Below are 22,967 nucleotides of genomic sequence, written 5' to 3' on the forward strand. Positions count from 1 at the left end.
GACGAGGAATGTTGATTTCATCTGAAAAGCAGCTCAATCCTAAGATTGGCGTCCTCGCCATCCAGGGCGACTTCGACGCCCACGCCACCGCGCTGCGCGAAGCGGGCGCCGATGCCGTGCTGGTGCGCCGTTCCGAAGAGCTGGCTGGCGTCGATGGCCTCGTGATCCCCGGCGGCGAGTCGACCACCTTTCTGAAATTTCTGGAGCGCGACGGATTTCTCGGCGCTCTCCAGGCCTTCGTCGCGGAGAAGCCGACCTTCGGCACCTGCGCCGGCTGCATTCTGCTGGCAAAGGAAGTGCTGCACCCCGCGCAGCAGAGCCTCGGCGTGCTCGACGCCACTGTCGAGCGCAATGCCTACGGACGCCAGATCGACAGCGCCATTTATACTGCCCGGACCGCGCTCCCCGGCGGTCCGCTCGAGATGGTCTACATCCGCGCGCCGCGCATCACGAAGACCGGCAAAGGCGTGACCGTGCTGGCCGAGCGCGACGGCTTCCCGGTTCTGGTCGAGCAGGGGCACCTCATGGCCGCGACCTTTCACCCGGAGCTCTCCGCCGACCGCCGCGTGCATCAGCGCTTTGTCGATCTCGTCCGACAGAGCCTGCGCTGAAGCCCTGCATATCTTTTCCGGCTGGCCCATGTTCCCCGTCTGCCCTCACAGAAATGCTCTAATCTCTTCTGTGAGCCTTCCGCACAGCGCGATCCTCGCCGCAGTCCCCTGGATGCCGGGGAACGGCGCGCTGCACGGCGCGATCTTCGATCGCCTTATGGGCTGGAACCTTGCCATTCTGCTGGCCCTCTTCCTGCTCGCCCATCTTCTTCTCATCGCCGCTCTGCTGCGGCGCGGCGCGGCGTCCGCCTCGTCCGCCGCGAAGATACCGAGCCTGCTGACGAAATGGCTGCCGCTTGCCGGGCTGTGTGTTCTCTATGTCTGGATGGCCGTAACCGCCGAGCGTCTGTGGGCCGCAGACCGCTTCGCCGGACCGGCTCCGGCGTCGATGCAGGTCGAGGTCACCGGCGTGCAGTTCCAGTGGTACTTCCGCTATCCGGGGCAGGACGCAGCCTTCGGCGCGACGCGTCCGCGTCTGATCGACGCAGCCGGAGGCAACCCGCTCGGCATCGACCCCGCCGACCCGCGCGGGCACGACGATGTGATCTCGAGCGTGCTCGAGCTGCCTGCCGGCCGTGAAGTCGATCTGCGCCTGCGCTCGCAGGATGTGATCCACGGCCTCTTCATTCCCGGCATGCGGCTCAAGCAGAACGCGGTACCGGGCATGGTGCTGCATGTGCACTTCACGCTGCAGCAGCCAGGCAGCTATGCCATTCTCTGCAGCCAGGTCTGTGGAATGGGCCATGCGCGCATGCAGGCCACGCTGCGCGTCGTGCCTCCAGCCGAGTTCGACCGGTGGCTGAGCACCCGCGAGCATGCGGTGTCGCGATGAAGCAGGCGCGCACGGCGGCTTCGGATACAGAGCGCGGCTTTCTCCGCCGCTGGATCTTCACCGCCGATCACCATGCCATCGCCGTGCAGTACTTTCTGCTGGCGCTGGCTGCCGTCGCTGTCGGCACATTGCTCTCGCTGCTCATGCGCGTGCACCGCGTCTGGCCGGACACGCCGCTTCCCTTCTTCGGCCTGGTGAAGCCGGAGGACTATCTCGCGCTGGTCACCATGCACGGCACGCTGATGATCTTCTTTGTGCTGACCGTCGTGCCGCAAAGCGCCTTCCCCAATCTGGTGCTCACGCGGCAGATCGGCGCATCGCAGATGGCCTTTCCCCGGCTGAACGCGGCTGCCTTCTGGATCACCGCCGCTTCCCTGCTGGTGCTGCTCTCCGCTTTCTTCGTGCCCGGCGGCGCTCCCATCTCCGGATGGGCGAACTATCCCCCTCTGAGCGCGGTGCCCGCCGCCGGTCCCGGCCAGGCCACCGGCATGGATCTGTGGCTGGTCAGCATCGGGCTCTTCTGTATCGCCGCCATTCTCGCCGCGGTGAACTTTCTGGTGACGATCCTGACCGAACGCTGCGCCGGAATGACCTGGTCGCGGCTGCCGCTGACCGTCTGGTCGTGGCTGGTGACCTCGATCCTGACCCTGCTGGCCTTCAGCGTGCTCATCGCCGCCGTGGTGCTGTTGCTCTGCGACCGGCACTTCGGCACCAGCTTCTTCGTCCCCATGGGCGACTTCGTCAATGGCCGCGTGGTCGGTCACGGCGACGGCTCGCCGTTGCTGTGGCTGCACCTCTTCTGGTTCTTCGGCCACCCCGAGGTCTACATCTCCATCCTGCCCGGAATGGGCCTGGCCTCATCGCTGATCGCCAACTTCACGCGCCGTCCGGTCCCCGGCTACCGCCTGATGGCCTCGGCGCTGGTGCTGATCGGGCTGCTCGGCCTTATGGTCTGGGGACATCACATGTTCGTCTCCGGCATGAATCCCTACGCCGGCGCCGCCTTCGCGCTCACCACCATGGCCATCGCCGTGCCCAGCTCGGCCGAGGTGCTCACCTGGCTGGCCATGCTCTTTCGCGGACGCATGCAGCGCACCACGTCGATGCTCTTCATGCTCGGCTTCCTCTCCTTTTTCATCGCCGGCGGCCTCAGCGGGCCGATCCTCGCGCAGCCGGACCTCGACGGATACCTGCACAACACCTTCTTCGTCGTGGCGCATTTCCATCTGGTCATGGCCATGGCCGGAGTTTTTTCCATCTTTGCCGGGATCTACTACTGGTTTCCGCTCATGACCGGCCGCCTTATGAACGAAACCCTGGGCAAGGCTCACTTCTGGATCTCGCTCATCGCCGCCTACGGCACCTTCTTCCCCATGCACTTTGCCGGGCTGGCGGGCGAGCCGCGCCACTACGAGCGCCTGACCGGACCGGCGCACTCTTTCGCAGCACTCCTTCCGCTCGAGCGCGGCATCACATGTGCAGCGCTGCTTTTGGCGGCTGCGCAGCTTATATTTCTCTGGAACCTGTTGCAGAGCGCGCGTCGCGGCAGACCGGCGGGAGCAAACCCCTGGAAGGCCACCACACTCGAATGGGCTCCGGCACGAGCCGCCCGGATCACGCACGGGCCATACGAATATGGCTTTCGATCTTCCGAATCCGACTTTATTTCTCAGTGGGAGGCGGAAGCAGAATGGGAGTAAGCTTTATAGCTGAGGGGAGCTGTGATGCCCGCCACCTTCACTCGTCATCAGGTTGAGACCGAACGGAAAGATACCGGTATCGGCGGCAAACCGCCGGTAGACCGCAGGCCTACGGGCGGCGGCGGAGGCGGTGACGACGACTGGGAAAACCGGCCGTCCGGGCGGCGCGGCCCGCGTGAGCTGCTCAGCCGCTACCGGCTCGGCATCCTCTTCGCGCTGGCAGGCGATCTGATGTTCTTCATCGCACTGGTCAGCGCCTTTTTTGTGCGCCAGAGCGCAGGCCACTTCGACGCGCGCGAGAACTACATCTCCGACTGGCACCCGCTCTCGATCCCGCCCATCCTCTGGATCAACACCGCCATCCTGCTCCTCTCCGGCCTCACCATGGAGATCGCGCGGCGGCAGCTCTTCCACGAGATCGACGTAATGGAAGAGTGGCTCGGTCTGGGACGGCCCGCCGTGAAGCGCGCCGCGCCCTGGATGATCGCCACCTGCGTGCTCGGCGTGCTCTTCCTCGCCGGGCAGTGGATCGCCTGGCAGCAGCTGGCGGCGCAGGGACTGTTCTTCTCGACCAATCCCAACAGCCACTTCTTCTACCTCATCACCGGAGCCCACGGTATTCACCTCATCCTCGGCATCTTCGCGCTGCTCTTCGCGCTCGGCGCGATGTTCCTGCTGCGCCGCATGGAGATGCGTCAGATTGCCGTCGACTGCACCGCCTGGTACTGGCATACCATGGGCATCTTCTGGCTCTTTCTCTTCGTGCTGCTTGTCTTTTTCCAGTAATCGGCATCGTCCGGTCAGATCGCGTCCAGCCTCTGCTGCGTCTCCGCGATTCTCGCCATGATGAAGGTCTGCTTTGCGGCTACATCGCGGAAGTGCTTCTGTTCTTCAAGCACGCTCTGATCGATCCGCGATCCCTGGACCCGGAAGTCGACCGTTTTGGTGTAATCGAAGTAGAAGCCGGAGTACGATTGCGGAGGGTTGTCGAACTGCAGCTGATCGATGCCCGTCTCGATCGCGAGATTGTAGGTCTCGGTATGCGATTCGTAGCTGAAGGTCAGCACCCGGTCGAGATACGCCGAGCTGGTCGAGCGAAAGGTGCAGATGCGGTTTCCGTTCGGGTCGAACTCGATGCCGTTGATGACGAAGCGGCCGCTCTCCCACCAGATGGTGATGAAGCTGCCGTGATGGACCGCTCTGTGTGTTTTATCGACCGAGATATCGAACCAGTAGCCTTCGATAAATTCGTTCCCGGCCACGAGACGCCGAAAGGCCAGCGAGTGTTCGAGCAGCCCTTCGAAGACCTGATTGAGGAAGAAGAGCACAACCGCCACCAGCGCCAGCACTACGATCCACAGCACAGAGCGCTGCCGGAAGATCTGCTGCAGGCGATCCAGAACCAGAGCTGCAATGGCGGAGACTGCGGTGGCCACAAACAGGCGGTAGATATTGTTCATCCGCTCGAATCGTTCCATGCGGGTTCTTTCCTTGCTGCCGTTTGTAAGGATTGCGGGGGATCAGAACCCGAGTGTAGCAGGAGCCTTTCCGGCCTCAGAGAGCGAAGTGCGCAGAACGCCGGAAGGCGGCGGCGCAGAGCCGGAGTATCGGCGCAGCGGAGGATGCTTCCCGGCCGGCTCATCGCCGCGCTGATCCTCGCCCTCGCGCTGTCGGGCTTCGCAGCCCCGCTCTATGCCCAGGGCTGCAGCATGTGCCGCGACACGACGGCGGGCTCGGCTCCGCGGATGCGGCAGGGGCTTCGCCGCGGCATTATCGTGCTCGGCGCCGCGGCGGGCGTGGTCTTTGTGACGATTCTGCTGGTAGCGCGCGGCACGCAGCCGCGGGAGGACGAGCCGGAAGCGAGCCGATCTTACCGGCCGCTGCCGCCCCCGACAAAGTGAACGATCTCGAAGCGGTCGCCGTCGGCGACCGGCGTCTCCGCCCAGGCCGGACGCGAGACGATCTCGCCATTATGTTCGATGGCCACGCGGTCGCCCTTCAGACCCAGCGCCTGAATCAGATCATGGACGGTCGATGCGGAGGCAATTTCGGCCATCTCACGAGGCTGGCCGTTGATGACAAGGTGCATAAATCTGAATGTAACAGCCTGAGCCGTGAGGCGCGGAATCTCCAGCCCGCGGAAGCCGTCTCCGCTTCGTTTCAGGTTGCGGGATGCCCGTCTGCGCCCCGCCTCCGGGGGAATGAGGCAGAGGCGGCAGACCGGAACCGGACAGATCAGCGTATGTCCAGCGCGGAATCCGGTTCAGTGCGGCAGGAGGAGCAGGAGGGTGTGCCATGCGGCAAAAACGCCGAGCAGAAGCAGAAAATTGAAGAAAAAGGCGTAGGCGAGGCCGCGAAAGACCCTGCCGCCACTGGGTTGGCGCGGCTCTTCTTCCCGGCTGTGAATGAGGAAGAGCTGACGCGGGTCGCTGGATACACGCGCGGACATGGAAGGTTCCTCCATTGCCCTCTGTATCGGCGGCCCTCCCGTGTTTCTTGAGAGCTTTTTAATTCTTCCGGAGGAGTGTCCCGAATCGGAACAGCCGCCGATCGCTGGCCCGGACTGAATCTTCGAGAGGCATGGCGCACTCAAAAGATCAGGGTAAGGACCGGGCAGCCCGGAAATCGACGGCTTCCCTGTCCGGCTTCCCCTGGTTAACCCGTAAGATAGAAGAGACGATCCATGGCCGGAACAGACGGGAAAGACTCGCGAAAAAAGGGCGATGCCGCCAAACCTGCGCAGCCTGGGCAGGAAGAAGAAGTTCTCGGCAAAGCATACGACGGCCGGCTGATGCGGCGGCTGCTGCGCTATCTCTATCCCTATAAATGGGCTGCCCTCATCTCGATCACCGCCATCCTGTTCAAGGCCGCGGCCGACGTGCTGGGCCCGTATCTGACCAAGGTGGCCGTCGACCGCTATATGACGGCCGGGGCGGCTTCCGGACCGGCAGCGCACCTCTCGTGGCTGGCGCGACGGCTCAGCCCCAATGCCTGGCAGGGCATCTCCGAGATCGCATTCATCTACCTGGGCACGCTGGTGCTGAGCTTCGCGCTCGAAGCCACGCAGACCTACCTGATGCAGTGGACCGGCCAGAAGATCATGTTCGACATGCGCCGCCAGATCTTCCGGCACCTGCAGCACATGCACATCGGCTTCTACGACCGGAACCCGGTCGGCCGCCTCGTCACGCGGCTCACCAGCGACGTGGACGCGCTGAACGAGATGTTCACCTCCGGCGTCTTTGCCATCTTTGAAGATGTCTTCGTACTGGCGGGCATCGTCTTCGTCATGCTGCGGATGAAGTGGTGGCTGGCCCTGCTGGCCTTTGCCGTGCTCCCGCTGATCCTGCTGGTCACGCGCATCTTCCGCAAATACGTGCGCGACTCCTACCGGCGCATTCGCACCGCCATCGCCCGCATCAACTCCTACACGCAGGAGCACGTGAGCGGCATGAGTCTGGTGCAGCTCTTCAACCGCCAGAAGCGCGCCTATAACGACTTCGAGGCCGTCAACCAGACGCACCTCGACGCCTTCAAGGACGCCATCCTGGCCTATGCGCTCTACTATCCTGTCGTCGAGTTGCTCAGCTCCATCGCCATCGCGCTGATCATCTGGATCGGCGGACGCGGCGTGCTCCGCGGCGCGGTGACGCTCGGCGTGCTGGTGGCCTTCATGCAGTACGCGCAGCGCTTCTTCCGGCCGATTCAGGATCTCAGCGAAAAGTACAACATTCTGCAGGCGGCGATGGCCGCCAGCGAGCGCATCTTCCGCCTGGTCGATACCCCTCCCGCCATCGTCTCGCCGGAGACGCCCCGCCACGGCGACGGCTCGGGATGCATCGAGTTCCGCGACGTGTGGTTCACCTATCAGCACCTCGATGAAGCCACGGCGGCGCGCGTCGCCCGCTCCACGGCAGATGAGCTCGACGGCATGGAAGAGATCGAGTGGGTGCTGCGCGGCGTCTCCTTCACCATCGATCCCGGACAGACGGCGGCCATCGTGGGCCACACCGGCGCCGGCAAGACGACGATCATCAGCCTGATGATGCGCTTTTACGACATCCAGTCCGGAGCGATTCTGGTCGACGGCGTCGATGTGCGCGAGCACGACCTGAAGGCGCTGCGGCAGCGCTTCGGCGTGGTGCTGCAGGACCCGTTCCTCTTCAGCGGCACGATCGGCGACAACATCCGCCTCGGCACCGAGCGCATTACCGACGAGCAGATGCAGATGGCCGCCGAGCAGGTCAACGTGCACGACTTCATCCTCTCGCTGCCGGGCGGCTACGCCGAGCCGCTGCGCGAGCGCGGCAACAGCCTTTCGACCGGACAAAAGCAGCTCATCAACTTTGCCCGCGCTCTGGCGCACAATCCGAAGATCCTCATCCTCGACGAGGCGACCTCCTCGGTCGATACCGATACCGAGCTGCGCGTCCGGGCGGCGCTTGAAAAGATGGTCGCGGGGCGCACCTCGGTCGTCATCGCTCATCGCCTCTCGACGGTGCAGCGCGCCGACGTGATTCTGGTGATGCACCGCGGGCAGCTTCGCGAGATGGGCTCGCACCAGGAGCTGCTGGCGCGGCACGGCCTGTACTGGAAGCTCTACCAGCTCCAGTACAGGGATCAGGAGCTGGGCGAACCGGCCACCGGGCTCTCTCCGTCGCTCGAGATGGGACCGGCTCTGGCCGCGGGTACGGACTGATGCCGCCCGGCCCGAAGATATTCCTCTCTGCCGGCGAGGCCAGCGGCGAGCACTACGGCACGCTTCTCATTCCCGCGCTGCGCCGTCTCGATCCGCAGGCGGAGTTCTTCGGCCTCGGCGGGCGGCGCATGGAAGCCCTCGGCTTCCGGCCCATCGTGCGTTCCGAAGACGTCGCCGTCATGGGCATTACCGAGATCGTCCGGCACATTCCGCATATTTACCGGGAGTATCAGCGGCTGAAGGCGTCGATTCTCGCCGAAAAGCCCGACGCGGCGGTGCTGATCGACTTTCCCGACGTCAATCTCTCGCTGGCGCGGACACTCAAAAAGCGCGGCGTGCCGGTCATTTATTTTGTCAGCCCGCAGCTCTGGGCGTGGAAGAAGTACCGCATCAAAAAGGTGCAGAAGTACGTCGACCGCATGCTGGTCATCTTCCCCTTCGAGGAGCGCTTCTATCAGGATCACGGCGTAGAGGCCGAGTTCGTCGGGCATCCGCTGGCCGAGCTGCCCAGGCCCGTGATCAGCCGCGAAGCCTTCGCCCGCCAGGCGGGGCTGGATGCGTCGAAGCTGTGGGTCGGCCTGCTCCCCGGCAGCCGCAGCAAGGAGCTGCGCCTGAATCTGCCGGAGATGGTGCGCGCCGCGGCCATGCTGCACCGGGAATCGCTCGAAAACTCCAGGCAAAACTGCGAGTTCCTGCTGCCGCTGGCGCACACGCTGACCTCACCGCAGCGCGATCATATCCGCGCGGTGCTGGCCGGGCTGCTCGCCGCCGAATCCGCGCCCCCCCGCATCACGCTGGTCGACGACGCCCGGGCGGTGCTGCAGCATGCTCAGGCCAGCGTCGTGGCCAGCGGCACGGCGACGGTCGAGGCGGGATTGATCGGCAATCCGTTTATTGTGGTCTACAGGCTTTCGCCGCTCAGTTATGCGGTGGCCAAACGCGTCGTCGATGTGCCCCATGTCGCTATGGTGAATCTGATTGCAGGAAAACGAATCGTTCCCGAGCTGATTCAGGGTGACTTTACGGCAGCAAACGTCGTCTCACTCCTGAGACCGCTGCTGTATGACGAGGAGGCGCGGGTACGCATGCAGGCTGATCTGTCCCAGACAGCAGAAATGCTTCAGGGAGAAGAAAGCGCCATCGACCGCGTCGCCCGTATTACCAGCCGTATGCTGCACCGGAATGAGAGACTGAGCCCAGTGTCATGACCCAATCCCGGATTGCCCGAACCGCTGTCACCCTGGCACTGCTGGCTGTGACGATCTTCACCGCACGGTCCGCCGCTGCCGCCGATCGGCCGGTCATCAACATCACCGCATACAACATCGACGCCGAGCTCACCCCGTCCACGCATACGCTGACCGCGACCGCCCGCGTGACCTTTACCGCGCTCGACGATCTGCCGGTCGTTCCCTTCGAGATGCACGGCGCGCTGCGCGTCGACAAAGTCACCGACGATAAAAACACGCCTCTGAACGGCGAGCGCGGAGCGGCTGCGGCGCTGCTGATCACACCCGCGACGCCTCTCGTGAAGGGCCAGTCGTATACATGGACCTTCCACTATTCCGGCGCGCTCGAAACCGATGCGGGAGGCGCGGTCGAAGGACTGAAGCTGGCCTACGTCGGCGATCCGATCTCGTACCTGTTCTACGCCGGCCGCTGGTTCCCCATGACCGGCTACACCACCGACCGCTTCACGGCTGAGATTCACGTCACGGTTCCCGCCGGATATCGCGTGATCGGCAGCGGCAGCACCGGCGCGCCCCACCCGCCCGGAACGGCTCCACGCCCGTCTGCAGCTCCCGCCGCAAGGTCCGGCAGACCGGTTCTGCGCACGGCCGCAGGCGCTGAAGCCGGAACCCCCACAGCCGCGGGCGGCGAAGAAGAGTACGACTTTCGCTGGGACAAGCCCGGCTTTCCCGGAACCATCATCGCGGGCAAATTCGACGCGCCGGTCTCGGTCTCCGGCGCCAGCAACATTAAGGTCTACGTGACCGACGCCCACAAGGCCGCGGCTGCCGACTTCGCCGGCACCGCTCTGAAGGAGTTCGCCTTCTTCACCAGCACCTTCGGCATTCCGGAATCGATCCACCTGAATGTCGTGGAGCTGCCCGACGACACCGTGCCCTCCTACTGGGCGCCGGAGATCGCCGCCATCGGCGGAGCGCACATCGGCGGCAAGACGGACTTCCGCCTGCTCGCCAATACCATCGCCCATCAGTGGTGGGGCAGCGAGACCAGCCCCGCGACGCTGAGCGATACGTGGATCACCAACGGCATGGCCCGCTACGGCGAGCTGATGTATCTGGAAGACGCAGCCGGCAGCAGTGCGCTGCAGCAGGCTGTGCTGGATGTCTCGGCCGGCGCGCTGGCCTACGACACCATTCCGCTGTCGAGCGCCGGAACGCTCGCTCCCTGGTCGCCGCAGTTTCAGTCCATGACCCTCGAAAAGGGCGCGATGGTCTATCACATGCTGCGCTGGGAGGTCGGCGACGACAGCTTTATCAAAATTCTGCGCGCCGTTCTGTCGCAGCATACCGACAAGGGAATCAAAACCAGCGAGTTCCAGCAGATCGCCGAGGCGCAGTCGCAGCAGCAGCTCACGCCCTTCTTCTCTGAGTGGCTCGACGGCACCGGCGCTCCGCAGTTCAACGACAAATACGCCGTCTACCGCCTGGGCAATAACAAAGGCTTCCGCACCATAGGCGAGATTCAGCAGGACCTCGATCTCTTCCGTATGCCGGTCGATCTGCGCATCGAGACCGAGGGCAAGACCGAAAACAAACGCGTCGAAGTCGTCGGCACCGACTCGCAGTATGTCGTCGATACCTTCGGCCGCCCGCGCCACATCGAGATCGATCCCGAGAGCTGGATTCTCAAAAACACGCCTGAGATGCAGGTGAAGGTCGCCATTCTGAAGGGCCAGCAGCTGGCTGCGCAGGGAGACACGACCGGCGCGCTCGCCCAGTATCAGGATGCGCTCAAGGCCAATCCGCAAAGCTCTCTCGCCAGCTACCGCATCGGCGAGCTGCTCTTCAACATGCGCAACTACCAGGCTTCGGTCAATGCCTATCGCGATGCGCTGAACGGCGACGACGATCCGAAATGGACCGAGGTCTGGAGCCATATTCAGATCGGCAAAATCTTCGACGTGACCGGCCAGCGCGACCGGGCGGTGAACGAATACCGCCAGGCCGTGCAGACCAACGACAATACCGCGGGCGCCATGAACGAGGCGCGCCACTATCTGCAGGTTGCCTACCGCCGTCCTGCGGAAGACTGATCCGTGAATCGGCACAGAAATCGGCCCCGCCCCGGCTCGTCATCCATCAGAGGTCCTGCGAAAGTCTCTGATGGGGCGGGACCGAATTACAACGGCTGCCACAATTCGATGGGATTTCCCTCCGGGTCATGCAGATGAGCGAAGCGCCCCTGGGGATACGATTGCGGGTCGACCTTCACCTCAATGCCTGCCGCTCGCAGCTGGGCCGCAATTTTGTCGAGATCGTGCACGCGAAAGTTCACCATCCACATCTTCTGGAGATCCCCGAAATATTTGGTCGTTTCGGGAAAGGGACTGAAGACAGTCGGCCCCGCCTCCTGCTGCCAGACGGGTGAGCCCTCGCCTGTCGGTGTGAGCGAGATCCCCAGATGCTGCAGGTACCAGTTCCCCAGCGCAGCGGGATCATGAGCCCGGAAGAACAACCCTCCGATGCCGGCTACTTTTTCCATTTCCGTTCCTCCTGAATGATCTTTCGCCGCTGCCTTCGCAGGCGCAGCAGGACTCTCTGGCTGTGCGGGGTTCTGTGCCGCCATCGCTGGTTCATTCCGGGTCAGAAGAAGGCCGGACCCCAAAGCGCAGGGCAGTATCTGAAGGAACCGGCGTCGTTGAAAACTCATTCCATCCTCCTCCCGAAACTCAGTGCGAGTTCATCTACGATACCTGCGGGAACGGAGTTCTGAAAGCTCATTCCATTCGCGGCGTCCGGCTGCCGGTTCCCCCGCCGTATGGGAATCGAATATCGTTTTCCGCAGGAGAAACGATACCGTGGCCGACAACATCTCTTCCGCACCGCAGCACGTCAGCTTCGCGCAGATTCCGGTCGAGCATCTCAGTCCCATGATCGACCGCCAGTTCGTCTATGGCGAAAAGACCATGCTGTCGCGGCTCTTCCTGCGCAAAGGCGCCATCGTCCCCGAGCATCATCACGAAAACGAGCAGATCACGCACGTTCTTGAGGGTGCGTTGCGCTTCATGCTGGGCAATGGAGAGGTCCTCGTCGTGCGCAGCGGCGAGGTGCTGGTCATTCCGCCGAATATGCCGCATCGCGCCGAAGCACTGGAAGACACCGTCGATCTGGATGTCTTCGCTCCGCCGCGCGCCGACTGGATCGCCGGTACCGACGCCTATCTCCGCGGATAACTCACCGCAGAGCGCGCGCAGTCCGGAGTAGACGGCGGCAGGTCTCCATCTTTTCCCGGAGGATAGTTGCACAAAGTAGATTGCCCGGCAGTCAGGAAAGCCACAGAGGAGTGGCTTCCCTTCTTACTTACCGACCGCTCGAGCCAAAGCCCTTCGCCTCACGGTCAGAGGATGTGAGAGCTTCGACGGTAACTACTTCCAGGTCGGTGCGCGCCTGAAAGGGCGACATCTGCACGATCTTATCTCCCTTGTGAATGGAGACAGCTACATTGCTTTGTTCAAGAGCCACATCGGCGATGGTTCCATCCGGATTCCGCGTGGTGCGTAACGAATATTCCGGCTGGTTCACGTTGACGAGACAAACAAGGATCTCTCCCCGATAGCCCGCGTCGATGCGCCCGCCGGCATACGTGACCCCTTTTGCGGCCATGGAAGAGCGGTCGCCCAGGACAAACCCGCAGCCTGCCGGACCTTCCACGGCAATGCCGGTGCGAACTTTGACAGGTACGCCGGGAAGAAGGAGGACATCTTCCACGGCATAAAGATCGAAGCCCAGGTCGCTTCCGGCATAATTCACCGTGGGCACCCGGGCATCGGGATGCAGTAACCGGACTTTCAGCATGCGAGAGGCGCCGGAATTATTTTTTTGTCGTGGCCGTTGTGGCCTTTTGCTTGGCCCAGCGTCGTTTCTGTGCAGCGGCAATACGAGCCCGGGCTTCCGGACTGAGATACCGCTTCTTATGCGGGCGATTGCCAAAGGAGGTAAATTTGGCTCCGCCTGCGCTTTGAAGTAACTCACGAACTTTTTCGAGTCGGCTGATTTCTTCATCAATTGCTGCAAGAATTTCTTCGCGTGTCATGTTTTTATCCAGGGTCCCTTTCAACTGCAGAATTCAAAAATGGGGAACGAAACTGCAATCATCATAATAACTTGGACGATTCGGCGATAGTACCGAGCAACAAATCAGGGACGTACCGCGGATCGGAGGTGCCTTTGAAGTCACCTGTCCTTCATAACCTGTTCATGGAGAATTTGCACTGTTTTCTTCGGACTTTAAGGTTTGTCCACTCAAACTGACACATGATAATGGCGTGATCACACTACTTCGGCCGGAACAACTGCGTAAGTTACCCCCTGCCAAAGCTGAAAGTTGCCAGACAGAGGCAGATGCCCATGTGTTGCTGCAATCACGGATAGTTCCACCGATCACAGATTCACCCTGTATCACCTCTCCGCATATCTCCATCGAGCTCGGAAAGTATCAGATTCGCCTTGCTGAATCTCTTGCCGAACGGGATGCTGCGTGCAGTCTTCGCTTCCGGGTCTTCAACATTGAGCTCGGCGAAGGACTAAACTCTTCCTACTCCACCGGACTCGACAAAGATCAGTTCGACCTGTTCTGCGACCACCTGATTGTGGAAGATCGTCTGCACGGCGAGATTATCGGTACCTACCGAATGCAGTCTGGCATAACTGCTGCGCAGAATCTAGGTTACTACAGTGAACAGGAATTCCACTTCACTGCTTACGAGAAAATTCGCGGCGAAGTACTGGAGCTTGGCCGAGCCTGTATAGACAGAGAGCATCGCAGTAGTGAAGTACTTACTTTGTTATGGCGCGGCATCATACAGTACGCCAAATTCTATGCCCTGCGCTACCTCATCGGATGTTCCTCGCTGAACTCTCTGGACCCCTCAACCGGATGGAGCATGTACTCTCAGCTATCCGGTTTTCTTGCTTCGGAAGAGTTCCGGACCACTCCGGCGCCTAAGTATGAACTGCCCCAGGCGATGGTTGCTTCAGAGACCGAAGTAAAGATTCCCAGACTACTCAAGACGTATATTGCAGTAGGAGCCAGAATCTGTGGCGAACCTGCATGGGATCGGGATTTCGGAACCATCGACTTTTTGACACTGCTCGATCTGACGCAGCTCTCGCCGGCGGCGAAGAACCGGTTTATGCCCGAAACCAGCAGGCGCCCGGCATAATTCGATACCTCTGGCGCACCACGGTAATGCTCACCTGCCTGGCGGAGATTCTTCTCGGCTTCGTCCTCACTCGTCTTCGTCACGCGGGCGGACTGACTCCGCGCCATCGCGCGCTGTGGCTGCAGCAGTCCTGCGCTCTGATCGTGCGCAGGCTCGGCATGCGGGTGGAATACAAAGGGCCTCTGCCTGAAAGCGGTCTGGTCGTCTCAAACCATCTGAGCTATCTCGATATTCTCTTCTACGCGACGATCACGCCCTGCGTCTTTGTTTCGAAGAGCGACGTACGCTCCTGGCCGCTCTTCGGTCTCTTCGCGCGCTGCGCGGGAACCATCTTCATTACCCGCGAGCGTACCTCCGCGGTCGGCCAGGCTGCCAGGCAGATCACCGAAGCGCTGCATGAGAAGATACCCGTCCTGCTCTTTCCCGAAGGCACCAGCACCGACGGCGGAACCGTGCTTCCCTTTCACTCTTCCCTCTTCGAGCCCGCGCTTCAGGCGCATGCCGCGATCACCGCTGCGGCCATCGGCTACTCCATCGACGGAGGACGCGAGCGCGATCTCTGTTACTACGGAGACATCACCTTCGGCCCGCATCTGGTGCGCGTGCTCGGTATGGGTGAGCTTCGCGCCGGAATTCAGTTCGGCACCGAAAGAAACGCCTCGTCCGATCGCAAGACCGCGGCGCGCGAGCTCCACGGCGAAGTCACGGCTATGCGCGCCCTTATAAAGGACCGCTGACAGACCAGCATCTTCTCCTCTGATTCGCAGATGCCCCGCAGGGCTGCCTCTGAAATGGCTATTTCATTCTTTTGCTTGACGCGGACGAGAAAATGTTTTCTCATGCGATTGCGGTTTTCTCTTCCCCGGGAACGATTACGGAGAACAACTTCATGCGCAGACGCGATTTTCTGAAGACCGGCACGCTGGCCGGCTCGGCTTTCTTTCTCTTCCGCAGTCACAGCCTTGCCGCAGCCGGAGCCGGCGCGCACATCGAAGTGCTGCTCGACGAGCCGGTCGCCACTGTCGCGCCCGAGATCTTCGGCCACTTCATCGAGCACCTCGGCGGCGTGATCTACGACGGCGTGTGGGTGGGAGAAAACTCGAAGATCGCCAATACGGACGGCATTCGCACCGCGCTCATCGACCGCCTGAAGGCGATTCATGCCCCGGTCATCCGCTGGCCCGGCGGCTGCTTTGCCGACAGCTACGACTGGCGCGACGGTGTGGGACCGCGCAGCAAACGGCCGAAGCGTACCGACTTCTGGGTCGACGAGGAGCACGCCGCAAAGCTGCCCAACGACTCGCCCGTAAAGTTTGAGCCGAATCAGTTCGGCACCGACGACTTTGCGCGTCTCTGCCGCCTCTCCGGCGCGCAGCCGTATATCGCCGCCAATCTGCGCAGCCTGCCTCCCTACGCCTTCGATCAGTGGGTCGAGTACTGCAACTCTCCGGCCGGCAGCACAGCCTATGCCGACATGCGCGCGCAGGCCGGCACCAGCGCGCCCTACAACGTGCAGTACTGGGGCATCGGCAATGAGAGCTGGGGCTGCGGCGGCCAGTTTACGCCCGAGGCCTATGCGTCGGAGTACCGCCGCTTTCAGGCGTGGGTGCCGCACTACGGGCTCGATCTCAAATACGTCGCCTCCGGCCCCAACGGCGACGATGTGGACTGGACGACACAGTTCTTCGGAAACATCTTCGGGTCGCGCAAAATCGATCCGCCCTTCGGCTGGTCGCTGCATTACTACACCGACCTGCCCGAGGCGCTCGACTTCACCGCGGAAGAGGTTTACCCGGCCTACGCCAAAGCCGACCGGATGGAGAAGATCATCCTCGATCACTGGACGGCGATGGGTGTCTACGACCATGAGCATCGCGTGAAGCTGGTCGTCGATGAATACGGCCCGTGGTACCGCATGGACACCGAGCTCGATCCCTCGCACATCTTCGGGCAGCAGATCACCATCCGTGACGCCGTCATGACCGCGCTCACCCTCGACACCTTCGTGCGCCATGCGGAGAAGGTGAGCATGGCCGCCTGCGCGCAGTTAGTGAACTGCATCAATTCCCTCTTCCTCGCGCATGAGGATCACTTCATCGAGACGCCGAACTTCGAGGTCTTCCGGATGTATGCCTCGCATCAGGGCGGCCGCTCGGTGCGCACCGAGTTCGCCGCGCCTGCCATCGACTTTTCGTACACGGACAACAAGCAGGGCCCGTTCGGCGCAGGCACCACGCCCGGAGTAACGAAGGGTCCGCTGTGGGGGCTGAACGGCTCCGCGTCGGTGAAGGACAAACAGCTCACTCTCACGGTTACAAATCCGCACCTGACCGAGGCGCGGGAGACGGAGATTCGGCTGCAGGGCGGCAGCGCCGTCTCGGCCGAGGCGACCGTGCTCGCCGCAGATGACATTCACGCGCACAACACCTTCGAGCAGCCGCGAGCCGTGCAGACCAGAACGGCCACGGCTGCTGTGAGCGGGCAGAGCGTGCGCTTCACCTTTCCGCCGTCGTCGGTAACAAGGCTGGCTGTCACTCTGAGCTGAAGATCGCCCGGACACGGCTATGTGATCGTCGATTGCGTCTCCCGGGGCTTTGGGCTTCCTGCTCAAAGCCCCGTCTTTTCGTTCGGCAGCCCCTGCCACGATTTCGTCATACCCTCGGCGGCCTTTCTGTGATGCAATAAAAGCATGCGTGCCACCGTCGAGAAGCTGAGCCTGAGCGAGATTTCCCCGAAAATCATGCAGTCCGAGATCCGGTCGATGACCGTCGAGTGCGACCGTGTGGGTGGCGTGAACCTGGCACAGGGTGTCTGCGATACCGAAGTCCCCGAGCCCGTCGTCGAAGCCGCGATTCGCGCCATTCACGACGGCAACAACATCTATACGCGGCTCGACGGCATTACGCCGCTGCGTCAGGCCATCTCACAAAAGCTTGAGCGCCACAACGGCATGAAGGCCGATCCCGATGGAGAGGTTCTCGTCGCCTCCGGCGCGACCGGCGCGCTCTACGCCGCCTGCCTCGCGCTGCTCGATCCGGGCGACGAGGTCATTCTCTTCGAGCCCTTTTACGGCTACCACCTGAACACGCTGATGAGCGTGCGCGCCGTTCCGGTTGCCGTGCCCATGGCCATGCACACATGGGAGATCGACCTCGATGCGTTGCGCGCCGCGATCACGCCGCGCACCAAAGCCATCCTCGTCAACTCGCCCTCCAATCCCTGCGGCAAGGTCTTTACTCTCGCCGAGCTCGAGGCCATTGCCGCGCTTGCCGAAGAGCACGATCTCTTTCTCTTCACCGACGAGATCTACGAGTACTTCGTCTACGACGGAGCGAAGCACATCAGTCCGGCCACGCTGCCGGGCATGGCCGAGCGCACCATCACCATCTCCGGCCTGTCGAAGACCTTCAGCATCACCGGGTGGCGCATCGGCTATCTCATCGCCGACCGCCGATGGCTCGGCTCCATCGCCTACTTCCACGATCTGACCTACGTCTGCAGCCCTTCGCCCTTTCAGTACGGCGCGGCCGCGGGGCTGATGGAGCTTCCCGACTCGTTCTACACCTCAATGGCGACGGAGTATCAGGCAAAACGCGATCAGATGTGCTCCGCGCTCACCGCTGCGGGTCTTACCCCGTCCGTTCCTCCGGGAGCGTATTACGTGCTGGCCGACGTGAGCTCGCTGCCCGGCGCGACCGCGAAGGAAAAGGCTCGCAATCTGCTTCGCGATAAAAAAGTCGCAGGCGTGGCCGGAACCGCCTTCTTCACCGGTGGCCGCGGCGAAAATCTGCTGCGCTTCTGCTTTGCCAAGCGCGACGAAGATCTGAAGAAGGCCTGCGACCTGCTGCGCGGAAAGATTTAGCGCCGGCGCTGAGCCAAACGACGTGCATCTGCGTCTCACTGACTAAACGACTGGAGGGCAGAATGGACCTGTACCGCGATCACCTTACCAGCCGGCGCGGGCGGCTCTCCCGCTTCGCCATCTCCGCGTCCTCGGCGGCCATCCATGCCGTCATCGTTCTGCTGGTCTTCGTCCTCACGCTGCACTCGGTCAAAATTCACCCCATTCGCCCCGCCGCGCGCTGCTGCATGGTCGCGCTCTATCAGGCCAACGGCGTCGGCATCGACGCGCCTCCCATCCCTCATCCGGGCAGCGGATCGCATCAGGCGAAAAAAACAGTCGTAAAGCAGAAATCGCTGCTGCCCACCCCTCCTGAGCCGGTCGTTCAGGAAGTCCAGACCAGCACCGCCGGAAACACCTCCGCCCACTCCGCCGGAAGCCCCGCGCCTCAACAGCCCGCATCGCAGATGACCGCCGGAACCGGCAGCGGGTCCGATGACGCCGAGCCGGCCTATCCCATTTTTTCGCCCTCGCCGCACGTCGCCGATCGCACCCTTTTGCCGGGCGTGAATCAGAACGTAGTCGTTGACGTCGATGTAAGCGTCTCCGGAGAAGTCACGAACGAGAAGCTGGTACAGGGCCTCGGCAACGGCCTCGATCAGCTTGTACTCGACACGGTAAAGGGCTGGCATTTCCATCCCGCAACCGTGAACGGCAATGCCGTCGCTTCCACGTCGGAGCTGGTCTTCCCCTTCAACCGCTCCTATCCGCGATCGAATGGTTGACAGACCCCTCCCGTAGTAACCAGACTGGACCCTGACAGTCAAAGAAATGTCCGCCGGATTGGAGGGCACGCAATGATTTGGCCCCAATATCGCTTCCTCTTCCCAGCGATTCTCCTCATCGCAGGCTGCTTTGCCCTGCCGTTTCCAGCCTCCGCGCAAGTTTCCACCCGGCAGCCCGTACTGGTGGAGCTCTTCACCTCCGAAGGCTGCTCCAGTTGCCCGCCAGCCGACCAGTTCCTCATGGCCCTCGACCGCGCCGAAAACATTCCCGGCGCCCGCGTCATCGTGCTCAGTGAGCACGTCGACTACTGGGACCATGACGGCTGGCACGACCCCTGGTCCTCCGAGGAAATGACCGAGCGGCAGACCGCCTACACTTCGCAGTTCCGCCAGGACAGCAACTACACTCCGGAAGCGGTCATCGACGGCGCCCAGGGAATCACGGCCAACAACCGGCCCGCAGTCGTGGCCGCCATCGAAGAAGCCGCGAAACACCCCTCCATCGCAATTACGATTGCCGACGTGAACTGGTCCGACGGCAAAGCCACCGCCACCATCACCACCACGGAAACCGCCAAAGCCGACCTCTACGCCACCCTGGCAGACGACCACGATCAGTCGAACGTGCTGCGCGGCGAAAACTCAGGGCACCAGTTGGAGCATGTCGCCGTCGTTCGCGTCATGAAGAAGGTTGGCTCCCTCGACCATCCCTTCAATCGCCCCATCGCGATCCCCTTCTCCGGCAACAAGCAGCAGAAGCCAATGCGCCTGGTCGTCTTCGCGCAGGACCGCCGTACAGGACGCATTCTGGGCGTAGCCGAAGTACCGGCACAGCCGTCTTCACCGCCCGCTCCGGCCGTAGCGCAGGCACAGATGCCGGCAAAGTAAAACCCTGACAGGACACGGCAGTTTTCGTGTCCCGCCAGGGCCTGGCGTCAAGATTGTGAGCGATCTCAGATCTGGCGGACGCGGCCTCGCGTCAGCAGCCGCAGCAGCAGCGTGAGAATCACCGCTCCCAGAATCGCCACCAGAATGGTGTAAAGCAAACCGCCGGAGCCGGCGAAGCCCAGCGTGCGCATGATGAAGCCGCCGACGATGGCTCCGATGATGCCGATTACGATATCCATGAGCGCGCCGTATCCGCCGCCGCTCATCAGCTTGCCGGTGATCCATCCTGCAATCAGGCCGACGATAATCCACCAGACAATGAACATAGAACCTCCGCATTCGGGGGAGGCACTGAGGGTGTCACTCCGTCTGCGGATTCGTCAAGCTGAAAAGAGCCGCACAGCAAAAAGGCCGGACCCGCAAAAAGCGAGCCCGGCCCGATCATGATTCGGAAGCGCAGCGATTACAGATCGCAGCGGCACTCTTCCGCGCCGCAGTAGGAGCAGCAGCGGCACTCGCCCTTCGTGCAGCACCCTCCTGCAATGGAGGGGATGACGAGCACTTCGTCGCCGTCCTGGAAGTTGTACTTTTCGTTGCCGAGAAAGCGGATGTCTTCCTCATTGACGTAGAAGTTGATGAAGCGGCGGACCTCGCCGTTCTCATCGCGCAGATGCGTGCGCAGCGCCGGAAAGGTCGTTTCGATCTCCGTGATGAGTCCGGGAAGATTGGCCGCGCTCGAGGTCAGCTCGCGCGCGCCGTTGGTGTGTTTCTGAAAAGCATTCGGTAAAAGGACTCTAACGGACATTTGCACCCTCCACGACCAGTTCCGGTTCATCGTTCTTCTGTGAGATGTAAGCTTCAAAGTCGGTCAGGCGCGGACGAATCGCCGCCTCCTGGTCATAGACGCCCGCGAGCGCGTCGGTGGTCTTCAGGCCGTTGCCGGTGATGCAGGTCACGGTCAGATCGTCGGGGTGAATGCGGCCATGCGCGTAAAGCCGCGCCGTCACCGCCGTCGTCACGCCGCCGGCCGTCTCTGTGAAGATGCCTTCGGTCTCGGCCAGCTCCTGAATCGCGGAGACGATCTCGACATCCGACACATCCTCGGCCCAGCCGCCGCTCTGGCGAATGGCCCGCGCCGCGTAGACGCCGTCCGCCGGGTTCCCGATCGCCAGCGACCGCGCAATCGTCGAAGGACGCTGCGGCTCGATGTGATCCGCGCCGTTCTTCACCGCCGTCGAGATTGGCGAGCATCCGGTGGCCTGCGCGCCGAAGAAGCGCACTTCCTTCTCCTCCACCAGACCGAGCGCGATCAGCTCCTTGAAGGCCTTGCGGATTTTGGTAATCAGCGAGCCACCGGCCATCGGGCAGACCACGTTGTCGGGCAGGCGCCAGCCGAGCTGTTCGGCGATCTCGAAGCCGACCGACTTCGAGCCTTCCGCATAGTAGGGCCGCAGGTTGACGTTCACGAAGCCCCAGCTGTACCGGTCAGCGATCTGCGAGCACAGGCGGTTGACGTGATCGTAGTTGCCGTCGATGCGCACCAGCGTCGCGCCGTAAACCTGGGTGTTCAGAATCTTGGCGGGCTCCAGGTCAGAGGGGACGAGGATGTAGGTTTTGAGGCCGTGGCGCGCGGCTCCCGCGGCGACGGCGTTTGCCAGGTTGCCGGTCGAGGAGCAGCCGACGGTGTCGAACCCGAAGGTCTGCGCGTTCGCCAGTGCTACCGCGACCACGCGGTCCTTGAAGCTCAGCGTCGGCATGCAGACGGCGTCATTCTTGATGTAGAGGTTCTTCGCGCCGATCCGCTCCGCCAGGTGCGGAGCCGGAAGCAGCGGCGTCCATCCGGCTGGCGTGACCGGCTTGTAATCTTCGGGCACCGGCAGCAGAGATTTGTAGCGCCACATGCTGGAGGGTCCGGCGGCGATGGCCTCGCGGGTAAACGTCCCGCGAGCCGCCTCCAGGTCGCAAATCACTTCCAGCGGCGAAAAGCACTCGTCACAGATCGAAAGCGGTGCGTTGTCAAAACGCTTCCCGCATTCGCGACATCGTAATTCGTAAGCTGCAGCCATTCTGCCCTCGTCTTCCGAGAGCGGCCTTCAGCGATCCACAACAAGGTGGACCTTACGGGCAAATGTGACAACTCAAACAGCAAATGCAGCGCTGTTTTCACTACTCTTCGATGGATTTCGCGAAGTGCGATACAGCATGCACCCCGAATCTCATGTTCCCCACCACTTAAGGTGAGCGAGAGTTGACACCGATGTCCTGAATTGCTCAGGCCGGTTGTCGTGGCGTCACAGGGCCCGTCCCTCAGCCACTCTGCATGAAATTCAGGCTCGCTCTTATTAGGAGCAAACTTGAATACCAAATAAATATCACAGCCGCTGTGACGATGCAAGCCGTTCCCGTACTTAGAAAGGTTCGACTTCAAGTCCCGGTAACATCCGGAAGTGGCGCATATTAGCTGTGGCAATACGATAGCCGAGCTCGAGCGCTGTCACTCCAATCAGCAGATCGGAGAGCGCAACGCGGATGCCCTTCGCCGTGTTCTCGCCATCGATCTGTCCAGCGCGCAGGGCTATGGGAACAGTTACCGGATGCACCGGCAGCGCCGCCGCCAGCTCATGCAGAAACTGCTGCCCGCATGGCCTTTCTTTCCTGCGTGTCGGCGCGGGCTGCTCCGTGCGCCAGCTCGATCAGCGTAATCACCGAAACAGCGACATCCTCACCGGCTGCGTGCCCGGCAATTTCCATCAGCGTCTGCCGCGCATTCATGCCTTTGCGCTCCGCTGCGATGAGCACGCTGGAGTCGAGGATCAGTCCCATGCTGGTGGGTTCAGAGGCTCGCGGTGAATCTCAACGGCCTCGGCAACATCGCGAGCGAAGTCTTCGTCCACCATTGCCGGAGAATCTTCCGGCAGCAGCGCAATGCACTCCTCGATGGAGCGGCGAGGCGGCGACGGCGTATGTAGTACGGCCACGGTCAGCGAACCGTCTTCAATCACGACCTCCGCGCCTGCCCGTACGCGGGCCAGCAGACCTGCAAAGTCGCGGGCTGCCTCGGTCGCCGAGATGTGAATGGTTGCCATGCTCACGATAATACCTCTGCATCTTCACGGTTGCTATCGGAGGCCGCTGTTTCCGTGGTCTTCGGCTCCTGATGCACGCATCCCAATTGCATTTTCGTGCCGGGATCTGTCCT

General features: G+C 62.2%; 27 protein-coding genes and 1 riboswitch. Of the genes, 15 read left to right on the top strand and 12 right to left on the bottom strand.

Annotated features, from left to right (window positions below; translation table 11 throughout):
* Positions 1-8: 8 nt before the first annotated feature.
* The 4 genes from pdxT to D0Y96_RS05430 all read left to right on the top strand — a co-directional run bounded on the left by pdxT (position 9) and on the right by D0Y96_RS05430 (position 3,929).
* Positions 9-611, top strand: coding sequence for a pyridoxal 5'-phosphate synthase glutaminase subunit PdxT (gene pdxT / locus D0Y96_RS05415; protein WP_117298328.1), 603 nt, complete (start codon positions 9-11; stop codon positions 609-611).
* A gap of 70 nt (positions 612-681) precedes the next feature.
* Positions 682-1,443, top strand: a complete 762-nt coding sequence (locus D0Y96_RS05420; protein WP_350448975.1) for a cupredoxin domain-containing protein — start codon at positions 682-684, stop codon at positions 1,441-1,443.
* A complete protein-coding gene (locus D0Y96_RS05425) occupies positions 1,440-3,143 on the top strand; it encodes a cytochrome c oxidase subunit I (protein ID WP_117298329.1) in 1,704 nt (567 codons plus the stop codon). The genes D0Y96_RS05420 and D0Y96_RS05425 overlap by 4 nt, the downstream gene beginning before the upstream one ends.
* A 24-nt stretch (positions 3,144-3,167) precedes the next feature.
* A complete protein-coding gene (locus tag D0Y96_RS05430) occupies positions 3,168-3,929 on the top strand; it encodes a cytochrome c oxidase subunit 3 (protein ID WP_117298330.1) in 762 nt (253 codons plus the stop codon).
* Positions 3,930-3,943: 14 nt separating this feature from the next.
* On the opposite strand, the gene D0Y96_RS05435 is transcribed toward D0Y96_RS05430, so the two are convergent.
* A complete protein-coding gene (locus tag D0Y96_RS05435) occupies positions 3,944-4,621 on the bottom strand; it encodes a hypothetical protein (RefSeq protein ID WP_117298331.1) in 678 nt (225 codons plus the stop codon).
* A 144-nt stretch (positions 4,622-4,765) separates the two neighbouring features.
* On the opposite strand from D0Y96_RS05435, the gene D0Y96_RS05440 reads away from it, so the two are divergent.
* Positions 4,766-5,044, top strand: a complete 279-nt coding sequence (locus tag D0Y96_RS05440) for a hypothetical protein (protein ID WP_117298332.1) — start codon at positions 4,766-4,768, stop codon at positions 5,042-5,044.
* Here the strand turns inward: D0Y96_RS05440 and thiS are convergent.
* Both thiS and D0Y96_RS05450 read right to left on the bottom strand, forming a co-directional pair.
* Positions 5,014-5,232 (bottom strand): sulfur carrier protein ThiS, encoded by a 219-nt coding sequence (gene thiS / locus D0Y96_RS05445; protein ID WP_117298333.1) that lies wholly within the window; start codon positions 5,230-5,232, stop codon positions 5,014-5,016. The genes D0Y96_RS05440 and thiS overlap by 31 nt on opposite strands.
* 174 nt (positions 5,233-5,406) lie before the next feature.
* Positions 5,407-5,592 carry a hypothetical protein gene (locus D0Y96_RS05450; RefSeq protein ID WP_117298334.1) on the bottom strand — a complete coding sequence of 62 codons (186 nt, stop codon included), beginning with the start codon at positions 5,590-5,592 and terminating at the stop codon, positions 5,407-5,409.
* Positions 5,593-5,826: 234 nt separating this feature from the next.
* Between D0Y96_RS05450 and D0Y96_RS05455 the strand changes: the two genes are divergently transcribed.
* Genes D0Y96_RS05455 through D0Y96_RS05465 form a run of 3 tightly spaced genes read left to right on the top strand, consistent with a single transcriptional unit; the run spans position 5,827 to position 11,125 of the window.
* Positions 5,827-7,842: an ABC transporter ATP-binding protein gene (locus D0Y96_RS05455; protein ID WP_117298335.1), complete on the top strand. Its 2,016-nt coding sequence runs from the start codon at positions 5,827-5,829 to the stop codon at positions 7,840-7,842.
* On the top strand, positions 7,842-9,050 hold the full coding sequence (lpxB, locus tag D0Y96_RS05460) for a lipid-A-disaccharide synthase (protein ID WP_117298336.1): 1,209 nt from the start codon (positions 7,842-7,844) through the stop codon (positions 9,048-9,050). The genes D0Y96_RS05455 and lpxB overlap by 1 nt, the downstream gene beginning before the upstream one ends.
* Positions 9,047-11,125, top strand: a complete 2,079-nt coding sequence (locus D0Y96_RS05465) for a M1 family aminopeptidase (RefSeq protein WP_117298337.1) — start codon at positions 9,047-9,049, stop codon at positions 11,123-11,125. Before lpxB ends, D0Y96_RS05465 begins: the two co-directional genes overlap by 4 nt.
* An 86-nt stretch (positions 11,126-11,211) precedes the next feature.
* Here the strand turns inward: D0Y96_RS05465 and D0Y96_RS05470 are convergent, their stop codons facing one another.
* Entirely contained in the window at positions 11,212-11,574 is a 363-nt protein-coding gene (locus D0Y96_RS05470) for a VOC family protein (RefSeq protein ID WP_117298338.1), read from the bottom strand.
* Positions 11,575-11,890: 316 nt separating this feature from the next.
* Between D0Y96_RS05470 and D0Y96_RS05475 the strand changes: the two genes are divergently transcribed.
* Entirely contained in the window at positions 11,891-12,265 is a 375-nt protein-coding gene (locus tag D0Y96_RS05475; protein WP_350448976.1) for a cupin domain-containing protein, read from the top strand.
* Positions 12,266-12,392: 127 nt separating this feature from the next.
* Here D0Y96_RS05475 and D0Y96_RS05480 read toward each other — a convergent pair whose 3' ends face one another.
* Both D0Y96_RS05480 and D0Y96_RS05485 read right to left on the bottom strand, forming a co-directional pair.
* The gene (locus D0Y96_RS05480) at positions 12,393-12,887 is read right to left on the bottom strand and encodes a dUTP diphosphatase (protein ID WP_117298339.1); all 495 of its coding nucleotides are present in this window, start codon (positions 12,885-12,887) and stop codon (positions 12,393-12,395) included.
* Positions 12,888-12,903: 16 nt separating this feature from the next.
* Positions 12,904-13,125 carry a hypothetical protein gene (locus D0Y96_RS05485; protein WP_117298340.1) on the bottom strand — a complete coding sequence of 74 codons (222 nt, stop codon included), beginning with the start codon at positions 13,123-13,125 and terminating at the stop codon, positions 12,904-12,906.
* 232 nt (positions 13,126-13,357) lie between these two features.
* On the opposite strand from D0Y96_RS05485, the gene D0Y96_RS05490 reads away from it, so the two are divergent.
* The 6 genes from D0Y96_RS05490 to D0Y96_RS05515 all read left to right on the top strand — a co-directional run bounded on the left by D0Y96_RS05490 (position 13,358) and on the right by D0Y96_RS05515 (position 19,768).
* On the top strand, positions 13,358-14,254 hold the full coding sequence (locus D0Y96_RS05490; protein WP_350448977.1) for a GNAT family N-acetyltransferase: 897 nt from the start codon (positions 13,358-13,360) through the stop codon (positions 14,252-14,254).
* 26 nt (positions 14,255-14,280) lie between these two features.
* Positions 14,281-14,991 carry a lysophospholipid acyltransferase family protein gene (locus D0Y96_RS05495; RefSeq protein WP_158562231.1) on the top strand — a complete coding sequence of 237 codons (711 nt, stop codon included), beginning with the start codon at positions 14,281-14,283 and terminating at the stop codon, positions 14,989-14,991.
* Between the two features lie 152 nt (positions 14,992-15,143).
* Positions 15,144-16,799, top strand: a complete 1,656-nt coding sequence (locus D0Y96_RS05500) for an alpha-N-arabinofuranosidase (protein WP_117298706.1) — start codon at positions 15,144-15,146, stop codon at positions 16,797-16,799.
* Between the two features lie 144 nt (positions 16,800-16,943).
* The gene (locus D0Y96_RS05505) at positions 16,944-18,116 is read left to right on the top strand and encodes a pyridoxal phosphate-dependent aminotransferase (protein ID WP_117298342.1); all 1,173 of its coding nucleotides are present in this window, start codon (positions 16,944-16,946) and stop codon (positions 18,114-18,116) included.
* A 62-nt stretch (positions 18,117-18,178) separates the two neighbouring features.
* Positions 18,179-18,880 (top strand): TonB family protein, encoded by a 702-nt coding sequence (locus D0Y96_RS05510; RefSeq protein ID WP_117298343.1) that lies wholly within the window; start codon positions 18,179-18,181, stop codon positions 18,878-18,880.
* Between the two features lie 72 nt (positions 18,881-18,952).
* Positions 18,953-19,768 (top strand): DUF1223 domain-containing protein, encoded by an 816-nt coding sequence (locus tag D0Y96_RS05515; RefSeq protein WP_117298344.1) that lies wholly within the window; start codon positions 18,953-18,955, stop codon positions 19,766-19,768.
* A gap of 65 nt (positions 19,769-19,833) precedes the next feature.
* On the opposite strand, the gene D0Y96_RS05520 is transcribed toward D0Y96_RS05515, so the two are convergent.
* The 6 genes from D0Y96_RS05520 to D0Y96_RS05545 all read right to left on the bottom strand — a co-directional run bounded on the left by D0Y96_RS05520 (position 19,834) and on the right by D0Y96_RS05545 (position 22,854).
* The gene (locus D0Y96_RS05520) at positions 19,834-20,094 is read right to left on the bottom strand and encodes a GlsB/YeaQ/YmgE family stress response membrane protein (protein WP_117298345.1); all 261 of its coding nucleotides are present in this window, start codon (positions 20,092-20,094) and stop codon (positions 19,834-19,836) included.
* Between the two features lie 137 nt (positions 20,095-20,231).
* On the bottom strand, positions 20,232-20,573 hold the full coding sequence (locus tag D0Y96_RS05525; RefSeq protein WP_117298346.1) for a MoaD/ThiS family protein: 342 nt from the start codon (positions 20,571-20,573) through the stop codon (positions 20,232-20,234).
* The gene (gene thrC, locus D0Y96_RS05530) at positions 20,563-21,834 is read right to left on the bottom strand and encodes a threonine synthase (RefSeq protein WP_117298347.1); all 1,272 of its coding nucleotides are present in this window, start codon (positions 21,832-21,834) and stop codon (positions 20,563-20,565) included. The genes D0Y96_RS05525 and thrC overlap by 11 nt, the downstream gene beginning before the upstream one ends.
* 147 nt (positions 21,835-21,981) lie before the next feature.
* A riboswitch (SAM riboswitch) is annotated at positions 21,982-22,095 on the bottom strand.
* Between the two features lie 81 nt (positions 22,096-22,176).
* Positions 22,177-22,368, bottom strand: a complete 192-nt coding sequence (locus tag D0Y96_RS05535) for a type II toxin-antitoxin system VapC family toxin (protein ID WP_117298348.1) — start codon at positions 22,366-22,368, stop codon at positions 22,177-22,179.
* Between the two features lie 19 nt (positions 22,369-22,387).
* On the bottom strand, positions 22,388-22,591 hold the full coding sequence (locus D0Y96_RS05540; protein WP_117298349.1) for a PIN domain-containing protein: 204 nt from the start codon (positions 22,589-22,591) through the stop codon (positions 22,388-22,390).
* Complete coding sequence (locus D0Y96_RS05545) at positions 22,582-22,854, bottom strand: hypothetical protein (protein WP_117298350.1); 273 nt, start codon at positions 22,852-22,854, stop codon at positions 22,582-22,584. The genes D0Y96_RS05540 and D0Y96_RS05545 overlap by 10 nt, the downstream gene beginning before the upstream one ends.
* Between the last annotated feature and the right edge of the window lie 113 nt (positions 22,855-22,967).

Origin of the sequence: Paracidobacterium acidisoli, from assembly GCF_003428625.2 — a bacterium.
Classification (GTDB): Bacteria; Acidobacteriota; Terriglobia; order Terriglobales; family Acidobacteriaceae; genus Paracidobacterium; species Paracidobacterium acidisoli.